Below are 16,106 nucleotides of genomic sequence, written 5' to 3' on the forward strand. Positions count from 1 at the left end.
CCACATCCGGGCACGCAGGCGGCCCCTGGCCGGCGTACACGACCGCCACCTACCACCTGGCCCGGCTTCCACCGCGGCATCTCCTTCCCTACGATCAGCCGTGTGCCTGGCACCTGGACCCGATTAGCACGCCGCGCGCGTCGCGACCGAATTGGCCGCCTCGCCGCGGCCTTCCTCCTCATCGTTGGCTACAGCGTCTACATCCGGTGGCCGCAGGCCCTCACGACTGAGCCGATCCTCTACGGGGATCCCAACGACGACCAGGGCTGGGTGCTTCGTCTGCGATCCGGACAGACGCTCACGCTCAACGAGATCCAGGCAGACGACCCCCTCATCGTCAGCGGCGACGGTCACACGATCGTCTACGTTCAGGACGGCCGTATTCGGGCACGCGACCTGCGTGACGAAACGGTGCACGACCTCACCGACGCGGGCCGAATCACCGGCCTGCACACCTCCTTCGACGGCCGGGACGTCACGGTCTCCTATCGGGATCGCACGCTGATCGCGAACCTCCGGACCGGCGAGCGGCGCACGATCACCGATATCTGCAAGGTGTACGGATTGTCCGACACCGTCGTTTGGGGTGTGCCCGGCTGCGCACGCCATGGGGAGGAAGCCCGGCTCGTGATCGTTCGACGCGATGCTACGGGCGCGTTCGTCGGCAAACTTACCGGCGGGCTGGTTTCGCCCGACCTTCGGCTTGTTGCCTCATACGACTTCGACGGAGTCCTCATCAGCGACGCCACGTCCGGCAAGAAGATCAAATTGATCAGGAGAAACAATCCCGGCATCATCGCCTGGTTCAACGATCACGAGGTCATCGTCCAGGATTCGCCGTACCAGCTCGTTGACGTGAAGACGGGCGACACGCGCCACGACCCGGCGTTGCCAGACAAGTGGATCCCTTACATCGCGTTGCCCGGGGCGGGTAATGACTGGCTGGGCTGAACGGCAGGCACGGGCCGCTTCCCTACTCGCCGGTCAATCGGCGGCGAGACTCGCCAAGGGCAGCGGCACCCCTGCCACCTATTTCCGGATGTTTCGCCGCTTCCTGTCTCCGCTGCGCGTCTGGGATGCGCCCACCTGGGGTCGGGGCTTGTCCCGGCGGCAGCGGGCAGTGCTGGTAGCGACGCTGCATGAGAGATGGGACGAGCAGGACACGGCCGAGTTGTGCGGGTTGAGCCAGGCCGAGGTCCGAGCGCTTGCCGTACCGGAGCAGGAAAGGGCGGCGCTCGCCGCCCGGCTTCGGGAGGCAGCCACGACACCGGGCCCGGCGCCGACGCGCTTCCCGAAACTCGTCGCCTGCCTCTGCCTGCTCGGCATGGCCGGCTCAGCCGCCGTGGTCCCGCTCACAGCTCGAAAGCCACCGCTGCTGCCGGTTCTGCCTGCCGCGGCAGCCGAGCCCATCCGGTACGGCATGCGTGTGCGGGACGAGCTGTTTCCCGATCGGATCGAGCCGTTCGCCTCAGCAGATCCGTCCGAAGGATGGCTCGTGGTCGACACGTCGGGACGGCGCTGGCGGCTACCGGACGCGCTGCCGCAAACCGACGTGCAGGTGAGCCCGGATGGCCGCAAACTCGCCTACTACAGCTTCGCCCGCATGCAGGTGGTGATCCACGACGTCACGACCGGTGCGATCCTTCCCGTTCCGACCGCCTTCTACGAGGTCGGCCTGTCTTTCTCTCCCGACAGCCGCTATCTGGCCATGGAACAAACACGAGCAGAGGAAGTGGTCGTCGCCGACACGCGGTCGGGCACCGTCATACGCATCGAGGACGACGAGCCTCTCCTGGGATGGGCGGGCGGCCATCTGGTGATGGGCCACTCCTACAACGGGGTCAAGATCGTGGCGTTGGACGGCTCAGTGATCGCCAAGGCACAGGCCGCGGCACTGGAATCCGACCGGCGGCCGGCCGTATCGCCGGATGGCAAGGAGATCGCCGTACCCTCCGGCCGGCGTGTCCTGGTCCTCGGCCAGAACGGCGGGGTGCTGCGCAAGGTCGACGCGCAGTTGCCACCGACCGCCGAGCTCAGGCGCATCTACCGGTGGACGGGGCCTGGCGAGGTGCTGGTGTATGCGCCTGGGTACCGTTCAGCCGCCGTCTACCTCATGAACGTGCTCAGCGGCGCGACCCGGCCGGTGCCGTACGCTCCGGAGGTAGCCGGGGACGACATCACGATCGGAGCGGTATGAAGGTCCCACTCGCCCTGGCGGCACTCCTGCTGACGGCTTGCTCCTCCCCCGCTCCCGAGGGGCCGCGCCCGTTCGCGCCCACTCAGTCCCCCGTCCGCTGGATCAGCACATCAGATATCGCCCGTCTCGCATCCGGCCAGGACGTGGCGATCCAGAATGTCAGGAAGATCGTGGGCGTGAGCCGCGATGGCCACCGCGTCGTCTACATCGACGACGCCTTCGGCCACTACGTCGCGCTCGACCTGCGCACCGGCCAGATCCGGCAGCTCAACGCGAAGCCGGCAGGCCGCGTCCGCGAGGATGAGCCGCACCTGGCCGTCTCGGGCGACGGCATGTTCTTCGCCACCTCTCCAGAGGCGGTTGCGGAAACCACGATCACCAACTTTGACACCGGCGAAACCAGGATCATCAAGAACGTCTGCCGCCTCTACGGCGTGACCTCTTCCGGAGTACTCGGGACACGACACTGCGAGGGCGACAGTGACCTGCGCTGGGTCTCTCCAGGCAAGAAACCGCGCGTCTTCAAGTACCTCAACCGCAACGACGGGCCTTCGCTCTCGCCCGACGGCAAGTTCATCGCGGTCCGAGGCTTCACGCTCATCGACTTCGCGACCGGTGAGGCGGTGCGAAACTTCCCGATCCCGGCAACCAAGCAATGGCTTGACGCCGATCACCTCCTGGCCAGGACCTACAACGGCTACTACGCCGCCGATATCAGAACCGGCTCGCTCACCAAACTCCCCGTCGTCGCTCCCCCGTACCAGAGGGTCCTGTTAGGCCGGTGGCGGTAGTTGTCGGGGAATCGTGCCACTCTCGTATTCTGCGTGGTCATCACCGGCGATTTCATACCGTCGCACGTGGGGTTGCCGGACACGCTCTACGGCCGATGGCCTGAGGAAGGTGACGGTGACGGTCAGGCCGCCCTCGGGTCTGGGAGTCGTGGTGATGGTGGCGTCGTGCGCGGTGACGATGGCTTGGACGATGGAGAGGCCGAGGCCCAGCCCGTCCGGGCGGTCCGTGCGGGCGATGCCGAGGCGTTGGAAGGGCTGGAAGAGGCGTTCGACGGCGTCAGGGGGCACCAGGGGGCCCGAGTTGGTGATCGTGAGTACGGCGTGGCCGTTCGTGGTCCGGGTTCGCACCTCTACCCAGCCGGGCGAGGTGTTGTGGCACAGCGCGTTGTCCACCAGGTTCGCGACCAGTCGTTCGGCAAGAGGGCGGTGGCCGGCTGCCAGGGCGGCGCCGAAGGACGGGCGGATCGTCACGCCCCGCCGGTGGGCTTCCGCGCGGCGGGTGTCCGTGATCTCTTCGGTGAGCTGGGCCAGGTCGAAGGCGTGGCGGACCTCGATGCCCGCGTGTCCGCGGGTCAGGGTGAGCAACGCCTCGATGAGCCGCTCCTGCTGGGCTCCGGCGGCGAGGATCTGCTCGTGCGCCTCTCGTAGCGACGCCACGGTGGGTGTCGGGTCGGACAGGGCGACCTGGCCGAGTGCCCGCTGCCGGGTCAGTGGGGTACGGAGCTCGTGGGAGGCGTTGGCGACGAACTGGCGCTGGGCCTGGAAGGACGCCTCCAGCCGGGCCAGCAGGCCGTCGAAGGTGTCGCCCAGCGCCTTGAGCTCGTCGGCGGGGCCGTCGAAGGCCAGGCGCCGGTGCAGGTCCGTCGCCGAGATGTCCCTGGCGGTCGCGATGATCGTACGGAGCCTGCCCAGGATGCGTCCGGCGACGACCCAGCCGAGCGCGACCGAGATCACCGACATGAGAGCGAGCGCGATCCCGGAATTGATCAGAAGCTGGTCCAGCACCTCGGCCCGCTGAAGCTCCGCGACCTGCTGCATCTGGGCAGGGAGCAGTTCTACGGAGCGCAGCTTGCCTGGCGGCGGCATGTTGGGAGAGGGGACGGAGCCGTCGCCCTGCGCGGGGATGAAGCTCTTGACCACTTGGCCCATGACCGCGTGGCGCACCAGCAGGTACGTGATCGCCAGCAGGACGACGCCGGAGACCAGGAACAGGCCTCCGTACAGGAGGGTCATCCGCAGCCGCACGGTTCGGCGCGGCAGGTGCGGACGTGCCAGGCGGTCGGCGAGCCGAGTCAGGGCCGGCAGGGACGCCATCAGATGCGGTATCCCTGCCTGGCTACGGTCTCGATGATCGGTGGATCGCCGAGTTTGGCCCTGAGCCTGCTGATGGTGATCTTCACGGCGTGCGTGAACGGGTCGGCGCTCTCGTCCCAGACCCGCTCGAGCAGTTCCTCGGCGGAAACCACCCGACCCTTGGATGCCAGCAGCAACTCCAGGACACCGAACTCCTTGGGGGCCAGCTCCAGGGGCCGCTCGCCCCGGCTGACCCGGCGCCGCGCGGTGTCCAGCGCGAGATCGGCGTGGCGCAGCACAGGGGGCAACGCCGGATGGGCGCGGCGAGCCAGCGCGCCGATCCGCGCCACCAGCGCGGGGAAGTCGAACGGCTTGGTGAGATAGTCGTCGGCGCCCAGGCCTAGCCCGTCGACGAGGTCCTCGGTCGTCGCCGCCGCGGTCAGCATCAGCACCCGGCTGCGGCAGCCGGCCGCGAGCAGTTGTGCGCACACGTCGTCGCCGTGCATCCCCGGCAGGTCGCGGTCGAGCACGATCACGTCGTAGTCGTTGAGCAACGCGCGCTCCAGCCCGCCGGGCCCGTCGAGCGCCACGTCCACGGCCATCTGGGCCCTGCGCAGGCCCACGGCCACCGTCTGCGCCGTCACCTCGTCGTCCTCCACCACGAGCACGCGCACCCACAGCTCCCTCCGCCGAGACAGAACATCTCCGACAGGATCCTCCAACGCCGGTTTCGGCAGCGTTTCATCCGCAGGTCAGGGTCAGTGAAACCTTGTCGAAACCGCAGATCCCCTACAAACGATCGCATTCCACCAGTGCACGCCTTCGGGACGTGCCTCTCGCCGGACGTAGACGTGCCTCTCGCCGGACGTAAGGGAGAGCGATATGCGAATCGTTGTGAGTACGGACATGCGGCGGTTCGGCGTGATGGCCGTCCTGTTGGCGTCCGTCGTACTGGCCACCGCGGCCTGCGGCGGCAGCGAGGGGCCGGTCAGGACCATCGCGTCCGTGGCGCCCCAGGCGGGCGACGAGAAGCCCCAGACCGCGGCCGCCTCCAAGGGAGACGCGCTGGCCTTCGCCACGTGCATGCGCGCCCATGGCATGCCGGACTTCCCCGATCCCAAGCCCGACAAGGGTCTTGCCTTCTCGCCGGAACTGGTCAACTCCCCGCAGTTCAAGGCGGCGGAGAAGAGCTGCAAGCAGTTCCAGCCGCCGGCTCCGGATCAGCCCCCCGCGCTTGACGATTCCTGGCCGGTGCCGGACAAGCTCAAGTACGCCAAGTGCATGCGGGAGAACGGCGTGCCGAGCTTCCCCGACCCCGACGACAACGGCGGGTTCATCTTCCCGCAGAACGGCACCGTGGACCCCGCCTCGGAGCCGTTCAAGAAGGCGGAGGAAGCCTGTAAGCAGTACCAGCCGCGGAACATGCCGAAGCAGGGGCAGATGAAGGGGGGAATGTCGTGAGTGCCGCCCAGACCGCGGACACAGGGAGCTCGACGGGTCGGCGTCGGCTGGGCCGGCTCGTGGCGGTCCCCGTGGGCGGGGCGATGATCGCGGCCGGTGCGTGGTACGCGCGGTCCGGCCCGTTCGCCGCCGGGACGAAGGAGGCGCCGGCCCGGACCGCGGCCGCAACGGCGCTGGCGCAGGTGACCAGGGGCACCCTGTCGGCCAGAACGATGGAGAACGGCACGCTCGGCTACGCGGGCGACTACCAGGTGGTCAACAAGGCCGGCGGCACCGTGACCAGGCTGCCCGCGGTCGGCCAGGTCATCAGCCAGGGCCGGGTGCTCTACCGGGTGGACGGCAGGCCCGTGGTGCTGCTGCGCGGTGAGGTTCCGGTCTACCGCGACCTGTCCTGGGGCACCCAGGGCAGCGACGTACGGCAACTGAACGCCGCGCTGGTGGATCTCAGGTACGCCACCAAGGACGAGATCGACCCCGACTCCGACTACTTCGGCCGACCGACCTACTACGCCCTCAAAGAACTGCAGGAGGCGGCGGGGCTGGAGGCGACCGGGAACCTGACACTGGGCCAGGCGGTGTTCGTCCCCGCCGGGCGGATCCGCATCACCAAGATCATCGCAGTGCCCGGTGGCACGGCGGCGGCCGGGTCCGTGGTGCTGCGGGCCTCGTCGACGGCCCGCCAGATCACCGTCGAACTGAGCGCCAGCCGGCAGTCCCAGGTCGCGACCGGCGACAAGGTGACCATCACGCTGCCCAACGGCAAGACCAGCCCCGGCGTCGTCTCCTCGGTGGGCAGGGTGGCCGTCAAAGCGGACAGCGGCACCACCGTCGACGTCCGGATCAAACCGCTCAGGCCGCAGACGACGGGGCAGCTCGACCAAGCGCCTGTACAGGTGTCCATCGTGACCGACACGGTCGAGGACGTGCTGTCGGTGCCGGTGAACGCGCTGCTGGCGCTGGCCGGGGGCGGCTACGCGGTCGAGGTCGTGGAGACGGACGGCAGGCACCGGCTGATCCCGGTGGAAACTGGCCTGTTCGACGACAGCGGCGGCAAGGTCGAAGTCACCGGTGACGGCCTGGCAGCCGGCCAGAACATCGTGGTGCCGAGCACATGACCGGCGTTCATGCGGAACCGCGGCCGCTCGGCGAGCCGGTGCTCCAGCTTGACCAGGTGACCAAGATCTACCCGGGCGCCACCCCGGTGGTGGCGCTCGCCGAGGCGACCTTCACCGTACGGCGGGGCGAACTGGTGGCCATCGTGGGCCCGTCAGGGTCGGGCAAGTCCACGCTGTTGCAGGTGATGGGCACCCTGGACCGGCCCACGTCCGGGACGGTCCGCATCGTGGGCGACGATCTGGTTCGCATGTCCGACCGGGCGCTGGCCGGGCTCCGCGCGTCCAGGATCGGCTTCGTCTTCCAGCAGTTCTTCCTGGCCCAGCACGCCACCGCACTGGAGAACGTGGCCGACGGGATGCTGTATTCGGGCACCCGGCACCGGACGCGGACGCGGGCCGCCGCGGTCGCCCTGGAGCGGGTCGGGCTCGGCCATCGCCTCCACCACCGGCCGCCGGAACTGTCGGGCGGTGAACGGCAGCGCGTGGCGATCGCGCGTGCGCTGGTCGGCAACCCGGACATCGTGCTGGCCGACGAGCCCACCGGGAACCTCGACAGCGCGTCCGGGAGCGCGATCTTCGCGCTGTTGCGGGAGCTCAACGCCGAAGGCGCCACCATCGTCATGATCACCCATGATCGGGAGCTGGCCGCGCGGCTGCCCCGCCGCATCGAGGTCCTCGACGGCCGCATCGTCGCCGACACCGAGAGGAACCGGCCATGACGAGCACGGCGTCCAGCCGCCTGCACCCGGCCGACTTGGCCCGCACCGCCGGCGTCGGCCTGCGTACCCGCCGCATGCGCGCCGCCCTGTCGGCCCTCGGCATCGCCATCGGCGTCGCCGCGATGGTGGCGGTGCTCGGCCTGTCAGCCTCCTCGCAGGCCGGGCTGCTGTCCGAGATCGACAAGCTAGGCACCAACCTGCTGACCGTCACCCCCGGCCAGACCATGGGCGGTGCCGACGCCAAGCTGCCCGTGGACGCCCCTGCGATGATCGCCAGGATCGGCCCGGTGGACACGGTCGAGCACACCGGCAAGGTCGAGGCCGGCGCCTACCGCAGCCCGCACATCCCCAGCTTCAACACCAACTCGATCACGGTTCACGCCGCCAGCCTGAACCTGCCCGCGGCGGTACGCACCACCACCGCCCAGGGGCGCTACCTCAACGCCGCCACCGCCGGGCAACCGGTCGCGGTGCTCGGTTCGGACGCCGCCGCCCGCCTGGGTATCGCCAGGATCCATCCGGGTGCGCGCATCTGGGTCGGCGGCCAGTGGTTCTACCTGGCCGGGATACTCAACCCCGCCGCGCTGACCCCAGAGATCGACTCCTCGGTGCTGGTCGGGTACCCGGCCGCGCAGAGATATCTGAACTTCGACGGCCACCCGTCCACGGTGTACGTACGAGCCCAGACCGAGCAGGTGAGCGACGTGCAGAAGGTGCTCGCCGCCACGGCCAACCCGCAGAACCCCGGCGAGGTCAGCGTCAGCCGCCCCTCAGCCGCCCTGGTGGCCCGCGCCGCGGCACAGTCGGCGCTCAGCGGCCTGTTCCTCGGCCTCGGCGCGGTCGCCCTGCTCGTGGGCGGCATCGGCGTGGCCAACACCATGGTCATCTCCGTCCTCGAGCGCCGGTCGGAGATCGGGCTCAGGCGCGCGCTCGGCGCGACCAAGGGACACATCCGGCTGCAGTTCCTGTCCGAGGCGATCCTGCTGGCCGCGCTCGGAGGAACTGCCGGAGTGGCCATCGGGGTGGCGGCCACAGCGGTGTACGCCCACGTCAAGGACTGGACCACCGTGGTGCCACCCCTCGCCTGGGGCGGGCTCGGCGCAGCCGTCGCGATCGGCGCCGTCGCAGGACTTCTCCCGGCGCTGCGCGCCGCCCGCATGCAACCCACAGAGGCACTCAGAACCGTCTGAACCCATCGCCACACCATCCGGCACCGCGGACGAAACTGCGCGGTGCCGGGGGCGGCATACCCTCTGACCAGGGAGGCTGCCAGCCAGGCGAGCCGCCTGGCCAGATCGAAGGGGATCTCCAGGTCCTCCTGTCAGACGATCGTGCTGCCGCCCCCCGGCGCGGGAAACCGGGAGACGACAATCGCCCGCAGACAGGCGATCAAGGCGTCGGACGCTGAAGAGCCGGGAGTGACGATGCACTGGCAGGCGGTCCAGGTCGCCGAGCCCGCACTCGCCGCCGACATGGGTCTGATCAACCGGCCAAGGGTGGTGCCAGGTCAGGGTGGACGTCACAGGACCGTTCGCCCTCAGACTGCCTCCGGACGGTGTCGCGGTACCACCGTCCCCAGTCGTCGAGCAGGTCGGCGATGTGTTCCAGGCTCCGTCCCGTCTCCGTCAGGGAGTACTCCACCTTCGGGGGCACCTCGCGGTACACGTCACGTACGACCAGTCCATCGGCTTCCATCTCGCGCAACTGACGGGTGAGCATCCGCTGGGTGATGCCGGGCATCGCCCGTTTCAGCTCTCCGAAGCGGTGGGTGCCGGTGAGCAGGCGCTTGAGGATGGCCAGCTTCCACCTGCCGCCGAGAACCTCCATGGCGATCTCGACCGCGCACTCGTCCGATGTCGTCTCGCTGCCGCCTCGCACGTGCCGCCCTCCAGCATCGGTATACAAAGTGACACTACGGCACAGAAATGACCGTACTTGTGAGAACGGTACCGGCGCCGACAGAGTGCCGCCATGGGTGTCAACGACCTCACCGGCTCGCCGGACCCTCGACCCGCGACCCCGGCGGCCTACAGGCGCAGGTGGGCGGTCCTCGCCGTCCTGTGTACGAGCCTGCTGCTGTGTGGCGTCGACCTGACAGTGCTCCACGCCGCGGTGCCGTCGATGACCATGGATCTGCACCCGAGCAATGTGGAACTGCTCTGGATTGTGGACGTCTACTCGCTCACCCTCGCGGCGCTGCTGGTGACCTGCGGGACCCTGGGCGACCGCATCGGCCGCAAGCGCATGGCGCTGGCGGGGATGGCGGTGTTCGGCCTGGCGTCGGCCGCCGCGGCGCTGGCGCAGGGGACCGCCCAGTTGATCGGCGCGCGGATGCTGCTCGGCGCGGGTGCAGCAATGATCATGGCCTCCACCGTTGCCATCATCAGGGTGGTCTTCCCCGACGATCACGAGCGAGCGCTGGCCATCGGGATCTGGACCTCCGCGCACAGTGTGGGCGCCACGATCGGGCCGCTGGTGGGGGGAGCGGCGGTTGACAGGTGGTGGTGGGGTGCGGTCTTCCTGGTCAACGTCCCGATCGCCGCGGTCGTGCTCGCCGTGGGGGGCAAGGTGATCCCAGAGTCGAGAAACCGCGCGCCGCGCCGGTGGGATCTGCTCGGCGTCCTGCAGTCGATCATCGGGCTCGCCGGCATCGTCTTCGCGGTCAAACAGGTGGGCGAGCACATGAGCCTCGACCTGCTGACCGGCGTCATCGGAGTCGCCGGGGCGGGACTGCTGGCGGCGTTCGTCGTCCGTCAGCGGCGGCTGGCCCAGCCATTGCTCAATCTGTCGCTGTTCTCCGATCGCCGCTTCATGATCGCCACGGTGTGCGTCATCGGCTGCTTCGGCGGCTACACCGCGATGCTGTTCTTCTTCACCCAGTGGTTCCAGTGGGTCGGCGGCCGCACACCGCTGCAGGCGGGGCTCGCCCTGGCACCGCTGGCCGCCGCCAACGCGGCCGGGGCGGTCCTCGCCCCGCGGGCCGCGCGACGATTCGGCAACCTGTCCACCACGGTCGGAGCGCTCGGCCTGTTCGCCGTCGGCCTGGCCGTCATGACGGTGGCGGGTCACGGCACCGGGTACGGCCTGGTGGTCTCGGTGCTCGTCGCGGCGGGGATCGGGGCGGGAGTCATCATGACGCTGGGCGCCGACTCGATCATGGCCGCGGCAGATCCCGACCGGGCCGGTGAGGCCGCGGCCATCCAGGAGACTTCCTTCGAGCTCGGGGCAGGGCTCGGCGTCGCCGTGTTCGGGACCGTGCTGGCCGCGACGTACCGGATCGTGCTGTCACCCGTGCCAGGCCTCTCCCCGTCCAGCCGCGAAGCCGCCCGGGAGTCGATCGGGGCGGCCGCCGACGTCGCGGACCGGCTCGACCCGGCGACGGCCGCCATGCTGCGAAACGCCGCCCGAGACGCCTATGACACGGGGTTCACCGTGGTGACGGCGACCGCTGCGATGCTGCTCGCGGCGCTGGCCGCGCTCACCGCGTTGGTGCTCAGCCCGGGCGGGCGCCGGCGTGTCGGCGCTGGTCGCGCAGGAGGTCGTAGGCGGTGGCACTAGCAAGTGCCAGCCCCCTTCCACAGACCTTCCTGCGCATGCCCAGCGAGCACGACGAGAAGACCATCGCTGCGGCGGTGCCGAGGCGAGCCAGTGCGTGGGGACACCGGGTGTCGAGCGGTACGTCGATCGAGCAGCACCCAGCACTCGGCCAGGGCGCGGACCAACCACCCTTCGTTGTTCAAGGGCCGGGACGTGAAGAATTCGGGGCCGCCCTTGAGAAACAACAGCCAGGGACGCTCTGCGACAGCTTTGCCCGCCGCCCGCACTTCACGCGCCCACTTCGAGGCGTTCCTCCTCGAGTGACCAGCTCGCTCAGCGACAGCGGAAGCACTTGCAGCGCCTCGACCTATTCAGCCAATAAATGCGGCCGCCCCTGAACGCACTGAAACGTTTCCGAAACTGTCACTCCCGTATACCTGTTCTCTGTCGGTTCGGCATCCGTCAGGTCCAGCTGGCGACGACCGTAACCCCCACATGATGCCGTCCCTCATTGCCGAATTCCTGATCAAATGACGAAGGATGCCTGATGAGGCTTCGAATCCGTGAGAGCCATCCCTTGACCAGACCTCGCACCGGCCGCTTGACCGCCCTTCTCACCGGCGCGCTGATGCTGGCGGCATCGGCGGGCACGGCCACCCCGGCCGACGCCGCGTCCACCAAGAGCAAGATCGACTGGCACTCCTGCGAGGACGCCACAGGAGCGGTCGAGTGCGCGACCATCAAGGTGCCGCTCGACTGGTCACATCCACGCGGTCAGACCATCGAGATCGGTCTGGCCCGTCGCAAGGCGACCAAGCCCGGGGCCCGCATCGGTTCCATCCTCATGGATCCCGGGGGCCCGGGAGTCTCCGGTGTCGACGAGGTCAAGCGGAAGCCGAACTTGTTCACCTCGGCTGTCAGTGAACGATTCGACGTGGTCAGCTTCGACCCGCGGGGTGTCAACACCAGCACTCCGGCCAAGTGCGACACGGAGTTGCTCCACCAGGCGGACGAGGCCAAGAGGCGGGCAAGCCGAAGCGCGGCCGACTTCGCCGCCCTCAGACGGATCAACGAGAAGCTCGGCCAGAACTGCCGCAAGCTCACCGGCCCGCTGTACGACCACCTCGACAACCTGCACGTCATCCGGGACATCGACGCCATCAGGACCGCCCTGGGCGAAGACAAGATCACCCAGGTTGGGTACTCCTACGGAACCCTGATGATCCAGCAGTACGCCGAGAAGTTCCCCCAGCACGTGCGGGCCTTGGTCGCCGACGGCAATGTGGATCACAGCTTGGGATCCGCGTGGGACTTCCTGGACGGCCAGACCGCAGCGATGGAGAAGAACTTCGTCCAGTGGGCAGACTGGTGCGACAAGACCTCCGACTGCGCCCTCTACGGAATGGACGCCAAGAAGGTCTACGGCGAGCTGCGCGAGCGGGCCAAGAGCGGGAAGCTGGTGGACCCGGCCACCGGTGTGAAGGTCGACTTCGACATGCTGACCGGGAGAGCCCAAGCCGTCAGCGGGCCGGAGTACTGGAAGGACCTGGCCAAGCTCTTCAAGTCGCTGCACGACGGCACCGGTTCGCCCTCGCCCGCGCCTTCGACGACGTCCACGCCGCAGCAGCCCGAGATGCCCAAGGTGATGACCTACCCGCAGCAGGCGATGTGGTGCCAGGACTGGACCTTCGGGATCAAGAACTATGCCGAGCTCAAGAGCTACATCGCCCGGCTGTCCAAGCGGTACCCCAACGTCGAGTGGAACCCCAACGCCACCGACGGTGCGCTGGACTGTGTGGGGTGGCGAGGCAAGACCACCAACCCCCAGAAGCCTCTGCGCATAAAGGGCAATCTACCGCTGGTCATGATCGGCAACATCAATGACCCCATGAGCGTGTACCTGTGGTCCAAGAGCGCCGCCAAGCAGAGCGGAGCACTCCTTGTGACCTACGAAGGGTTCGGGCACACCATCTACCCCTCCACTGTCGCTTTCGGGCCGAGCGCGTGCGTCAACGACGCGATCGACGCCTTCCTCATCGACCTCAAGACTCCCGATCAGGGCACCAGCTGCCCGGCCGTCGAAGTGCCAGGCGAGGGCACGAGGCCGACACCTCGCCCTGGTACGCCGAGCTGAAACCCCAGCCTTTCCCACGCTGCCGGGAAGCCGCCTTCGGCCTCCCGGCAGCGCCTCTGGTCGTCGGCCCCGGGGCTCCGCACTCACGTCCGACAACACAGGATCCCGAGGAGGTCGCCCAGCTCCCACAGCGACACGGCGGCCTGGTCGATGCGCAGTTGGAACACCTCATGGTTCATGAGGGTCGTCCAGTTGGTGGGAGGTCAGTCGGGCGGTCGGTCACCTTCCTCCCGAGGGGTTCTGGGTGAACCGCCCCGGCTTTGTGTTTGACGTCTTGATGGGTCGCATTGCGGGACGGGTTCGGCCAGGTAGTCAGAGCCGGGCGGACCAGGCCCACAGCGGCCGTTGTTACGATCCTCCGCATACGCAACGCAGACACTGCGGTCGACGAGAGGACGTGCGTCGGGTCGTCACTTTGGCTATCGACGCTCTGAAGCGTGCAGATCCCCAGGCGTGGGAGGCCAAGGCCGGCACTCTCGACTGGACGTGTCGGGAGACGCTCGAGCATCTGGCCGATGACCTGTTCATCTACGCTGCGAGGTTTGGGCTCACGAAGCCGCCGATGTCCACGGTGTTGCCGTTCCGGACGACCGCTGCTCACCTCATGGCTGCCAGTCAAGCGGGCCCGTCCCTGACATCCCCGCCTACGGCAAGCGGCTCCAAGGACGTCCGCTGACTCCGGGCCGAACCTCTGCTCGGACACTCCGCCACCGATCGGGGATCACTGGCAACCCCGCATCGCCCCTGACCAGCAAAAAGGCTCGGCCCCGACGTCGGGACCGAGCCTTTTGACCTTGTGGAGATGAGGGGATTCGAACCCCTGACCCCTTCGATGCGAACGAAGTGCGCTACCGGACTGCGCTACATCCCCAAGGACCTCGACTAGATTAGCAAACTCCCGGGGGTTCTCGCGCCACCGATCAGTCGCCGACCGCGCGCTTCGGCGGATCGGCGTACTGGTCGAACAGGACGTCCCCCTGCCTGGACGCGAGTTCGATGATCTCCGCCTGTGCCTGTTCGGCCGCGAGCTGGACCGCTCGCCGCTGTTCGTGGTGGCGCCGGGCCGCGCGGGCCTGGGCGGCGCGCTGGCGACGCTCCCGGTCGACCTGGACGGCGATGCGGAGAAAGGCCAGGTAGGCGACCATGATGACGATCGACGGCGCGACCCCCCACCACGGGATCATCTCCACCGCAGCAGTGATCATCGAGGCGAGGACGAGCAGGGCGGTGAAGAACAGCAGGCGCCGGCGGCGGGCCACGATGATGGCGCGGCGCCTGGCCTGGAACTGCCGGACGTCGACCTTCTCGACCTCCGCGAGAGAGGGCATCCCCTCCTCGTCGAAGGGCTCATCGGAGTCGGAGAGCTCGACAGGCGCGTGGTCGAGGTCGGGGAGCTGGTGCTCGCCGGTGTAGTGTTCCTCGAGCTCGTGCAGTTCGATCAGGGTGCTCTTGTCGCGCCGCAACCACATCGGGATGAGGACGCAGAGCCACATGACGACGATGGCCAGATAGAGGAGGACGCTGCTCACGACCACCTCCGGGCAGCACAAAAACGCCGAGGTGCTCTTGGCGTCTTCGATGTGCTCACGTCACGCACCGTAAGACCGCGTGTCACTAATTGACGAGCATTCGGTGCGGTGTGTCGCGAGATCGTCAAACCTCTTCTACTGGAGACCCACCGTGAGCGGCCGACTCACGAGCGCGACGCCACTGCACGAGCAGCCCGCCGGGTACGTCCTCGACGGTCAGTGCGTAGCAGAGGTGGTCGCGCCAGGCTCCATCGATGTGAAGTTGACGACGCCGAATGCCTTCTTCCCTGAATCCGAGCTTCTCAACCACTCTGCGGCTGGCCTGATTCTCGGGACGGATGTTCGCTTCGAGCCGGTGCAGCCCGGTGGTGAAGAAGCAGTGGTCGACGGCCATGGCGAGGGCGGTGGGGGTGATGCCGCGTCCGGCGAGGGCGCCGTCGATCCAGTAGCCCACCTGGGCCGTGCGGGCGGAGCCCCAGACGATGGCGCCGATGGTCAGCTGCCCGGCGAAGCGGCCACCGTAAGTGATCACCCACGGCAGCGCGAGCCCCTGCCGGGCTTCGCGCCGCAGCGTCGCGACCATGGAGACGTACGGCCCGAGCCCGGTGCGGAACAGCGGCGTCTCGGGGTTGCTCGGTTCCCAGGGACGCAGCCAGTCGGCGTTGCGCACCCTGGTGTCGCGCCACACCCGCACGTCGCCCAGCCGCAGCGGCCGCAGGCCTACCGGGCCTTCGCTCAGGGTCGCGGGCCAGCCACGAAGTCGATCCACGCCTCTCATCATCCCCCTATCGGGCGGGATGTCGCCACGGATCGCTCCGGGGGACCTGTCAGCGCGGGTGGTCGCCGCCGCGGACCTGCTCCACCGCATGCTGCAGCACGGACGCCAGGACGGCCATACCGTCGCGGACGCCTCCGCTGGACCCGGGCAGGTTCACGATCAGCGTGTTCCCGGCCTGACCTGCGAGCCCGCGGGACAGGATCGAGGTGGGCACCTTCTCCCGATTCGCCTGCCTGATCGCCTCCGCGATGCCGGGGATCTCGCGCGAGAGCACCCGGGCGGTCATCTCCGGGGTCCGGTCGGTCGGTGTCAGCCCCGTCCCGCCGGTTGTGACGATCAGGTCGTATCCGCCGGCGACCCCGTCGCGCAGCGCCACCTCGACCGCCTCCCCGTCGGGCACCACCACAGGCCCCTCGACGACGCACCCCGCCTCACCCAGCAGCGACGCGAGGAGCGGCCCCGACTTGTCGGCATAAATCCCGGCAGAAGCACGGTTCGACACGGTCACCACAAGCGCACGGATCACCAGCCGACCTCCCACGGCGTACGAAA

At 68.5% G+C, this 16,106-nt stretch carries 15 protein-coding genes and 1 tRNA gene; 9 read left to right on the forward strand and 7 right to left on the reverse strand.

All coding sequences use genetic code 11. The annotated features are described in order from the left end of the window. Window positions 1–102 precede the first annotated feature (102 nt). From ABZ297_RS07040 to ABZ297_RS07050, 3 genes are read left to right on the forward strand one after another with little or no spacing between them, the layout of a single operon-like run. Complete coding sequence (locus tag ABZ297_RS07040; protein ID WP_355340666.1) at window positions 103–951, forward strand: hypothetical protein; 849 nt, start codon at window positions 103–105, stop codon at window positions 949–951. After that, window positions 935–2,197, forward strand: coding sequence for a hypothetical protein (locus ABZ297_RS07045; protein WP_355340669.1), 1,263 nt, complete (start codon window positions 935–937; stop codon window positions 2,195–2,197). Before ABZ297_RS07040 ends, ABZ297_RS07045 begins: the two co-directional genes overlap by 17 nt. Further along, window positions 2,194–2,988 (forward strand): hypothetical protein, encoded by a 795-nt coding sequence (locus ABZ297_RS07050; protein WP_355340672.1) that lies wholly within the window; start codon window positions 2,194–2,196, stop codon window positions 2,986–2,988. Before ABZ297_RS07045 ends, ABZ297_RS07050 begins: the two co-directional genes overlap by 4 nt. Here ABZ297_RS07050 and ABZ297_RS07055 read toward each other — a convergent pair. Together ABZ297_RS07055 and ABZ297_RS07060 are read right to left on the reverse strand one after the other, a co-directional pair. Further along, the gene (locus tag ABZ297_RS07055; protein ID WP_355340675.1) at window positions 2,971–4,302 is read right to left on the reverse strand and encodes an ATP-binding protein; all 1,332 of its coding nucleotides are present in this window, start codon (window positions 4,300–4,302) and stop codon (window positions 2,971–2,973) included. The genes ABZ297_RS07050 and ABZ297_RS07055 overlap by 18 nt on opposite strands. After that, entirely contained in the window at window positions 4,302–4,955 is a 654-nt protein-coding gene (locus ABZ297_RS07060; RefSeq protein WP_355340678.1) for a response regulator transcription factor, read from the reverse strand. Before ABZ297_RS07060 ends, ABZ297_RS07055 begins: the two co-directional genes overlap by 1 nt. Window positions 4,956–5,163: 208 nt before the next feature. Here ABZ297_RS07060 and ABZ297_RS07065 point away from each other — a divergent pair, with 208 nt between their 5' ends. Genes ABZ297_RS07065 through ABZ297_RS07080 form a run of 4 tightly spaced genes read left to right on the forward strand, consistent with a single transcriptional unit; the run spans window position 5,164 to window position 8,766 of the window. Beyond that, window positions 5,164–5,742 (forward strand): hypothetical protein, encoded by a 579-nt coding sequence (locus ABZ297_RS07065; protein ID WP_355340681.1) that lies wholly within the window; start codon window positions 5,164–5,166, stop codon window positions 5,740–5,742. Then, on the forward strand, window positions 5,739–6,857 hold the full coding sequence (locus tag ABZ297_RS07070; protein WP_355340684.1) for a peptidoglycan-binding protein: 1,119 nt from the start codon (window positions 5,739–5,741) through the stop codon (window positions 6,855–6,857). Before ABZ297_RS07065 ends, ABZ297_RS07070 begins: the two co-directional genes overlap by 4 nt. Next, window positions 6,854–7,576: an ABC transporter ATP-binding protein gene (locus ABZ297_RS07075; RefSeq protein WP_355340687.1), complete on the forward strand. Its 723-nt coding sequence runs from the start codon at window positions 6,854–6,856 to the stop codon at window positions 7,574–7,576. Before ABZ297_RS07070 ends, ABZ297_RS07075 begins: the two co-directional genes overlap by 4 nt. Beyond that, on the forward strand, window positions 7,573–8,766 hold the full coding sequence (locus tag ABZ297_RS07080) for an ABC transporter permease (RefSeq protein ID WP_355340690.1): 1,194 nt from the start codon (window positions 7,573–7,575) through the stop codon (window positions 8,764–8,766). Before ABZ297_RS07075 ends, ABZ297_RS07080 begins: the two co-directional genes overlap by 4 nt. Before the next feature lie 292 nt (window positions 8,767–9,058). Here the strand turns inward: ABZ297_RS07080 and ABZ297_RS07085 are convergent, their stop codons facing one another. Then, a complete protein-coding gene (locus tag ABZ297_RS07085; protein WP_355340694.1) occupies window positions 9,059–9,454 on the reverse strand; it encodes a helix-turn-helix domain-containing protein in 396 nt (131 codons plus the stop codon). Between the two features lie 93 nt (window positions 9,455–9,547). Here ABZ297_RS07085 and ABZ297_RS07090 point away from each other — a divergent pair, with 93 nt between their 5' ends. Together ABZ297_RS07090 and ABZ297_RS07095 are read left to right on the forward strand one after the other, a co-directional pair. Then, window positions 9,548–11,134, forward strand: a complete 1,587-nt coding sequence (locus ABZ297_RS07090) for an MFS transporter (protein ID WP_355340697.1) — start codon at window positions 9,548–9,550, stop codon at window positions 11,132–11,134. Between the two features lie 526 nt (window positions 11,135–11,660). Further along, window positions 11,661–13,247, forward strand: a complete 1,587-nt coding sequence (locus tag ABZ297_RS07095) for an alpha/beta fold hydrolase (RefSeq protein ID WP_355340699.1) — start codon at window positions 11,661–11,663, stop codon at window positions 13,245–13,247. 797 nt (window positions 13,248–14,044) lie between these two features. On the opposite strand, the gene ABZ297_RS07100 is transcribed toward ABZ297_RS07095, so the two are convergent. The 4 genes from ABZ297_RS07100 to ABZ297_RS07115 all read right to left on the reverse strand — a co-directional run bounded on the left by ABZ297_RS07100 (window position 14,045) and on the right by ABZ297_RS07115 (window position 16,080). Next, window positions 14,045–14,118: transfer RNA gene (locus ABZ297_RS07100), tRNA-Ala, on the reverse strand. A gap of 49 nt (window positions 14,119–14,167) precedes the next feature. After that, window positions 14,168–14,776 carry a hypothetical protein gene (locus ABZ297_RS07105; RefSeq protein WP_355340702.1) on the reverse strand — a complete coding sequence of 203 codons (609 nt, stop codon included), beginning with the start codon at window positions 14,774–14,776 and terminating at the stop codon, window positions 14,168–14,170. 124 nt (window positions 14,777–14,900) lie between these two features. Beyond that, window positions 14,901–15,554 carry a GNAT family protein gene (locus ABZ297_RS07110; RefSeq protein WP_350807807.1) on the reverse strand — a complete coding sequence of 218 codons (654 nt, stop codon included), beginning with the start codon at window positions 15,552–15,554 and terminating at the stop codon, window positions 14,901–14,903. 49 nt (window positions 15,555–15,603) lie between these two features. Beyond that, the gene (locus ABZ297_RS07115; protein ID WP_355340705.1) at window positions 15,604–16,080 is read right to left on the reverse strand and encodes a MogA/MoaB family molybdenum cofactor biosynthesis protein; all 477 of its coding nucleotides are present in this window, start codon (window positions 16,078–16,080) and stop codon (window positions 15,604–15,606) included. Window positions 16,081–16,106 lie beyond the last annotated feature (26 nt).

The organism is Nonomuraea sp. NPDC005983 (assembly GCF_040614375.1).
Lineage (GTDB): Bacteria > Actinomycetota > Actinomycetes > Streptosporangiales > Streptosporangiaceae > Nonomuraea.

Coding starts and splice junctions, on each gene's coding strand:
- ABZ297_RS07045 (WP_355340669.1), top strand. CDS start 935: ATGACTGGCTGGGCTGAACGGCAGGCACGGGCCGCTTCCCTACTCGCC.
- ABZ297_RS07055 (WP_355340675.1), bottom strand. CDS start 4,302: ATGGCGTCCCTGCCGGCCCTGACTCGGCTCGCCGACCGCCTGGCACGT.
- ABZ297_RS07090 (WP_355340697.1), top strand. CDS start 9,548: ATGGGTGTCAACGACCTCACCGGCTCGCCGGACCCTCGACCCGCGACC.
- ABZ297_RS07095 (WP_355340699.1), top strand. CDS start 11,661: ATGAGGCTTCGAATCCGTGAGAGCCATCCCTTGACCAGACCTCGCACC.
- ABZ297_RS07080 (WP_355340690.1), top strand. CDS start 7,573: ATGACGAGCACGGCGTCCAGCCGCCTGCACCCGGCCGACTTGGCCCGC.
- ABZ297_RS07050 (WP_355340672.1), top strand. CDS start 2,194: ATGAAGGTCCCACTCGCCCTGGCGGCACTCCTGCTGACGGCTTGCTCC.
- ABZ297_RS07065 (WP_355340681.1), top strand. CDS start 5,164: ATGCGAATCGTTGTGAGTACGGACATGCGGCGGTTCGGCGTGATGGCC.
- ABZ297_RS07075 (WP_355340687.1), top strand. CDS start 6,854: ATGACCGGCGTTCATGCGGAACCGCGGCCGCTCGGCGAGCCGGTGCTC.
- ABZ297_RS07110 (WP_350807807.1), bottom strand. CDS start 15,554: ATGAGAGGCGTGGATCGACTTCGTGGCTGGCCCGCGACCCTGAGCGAA.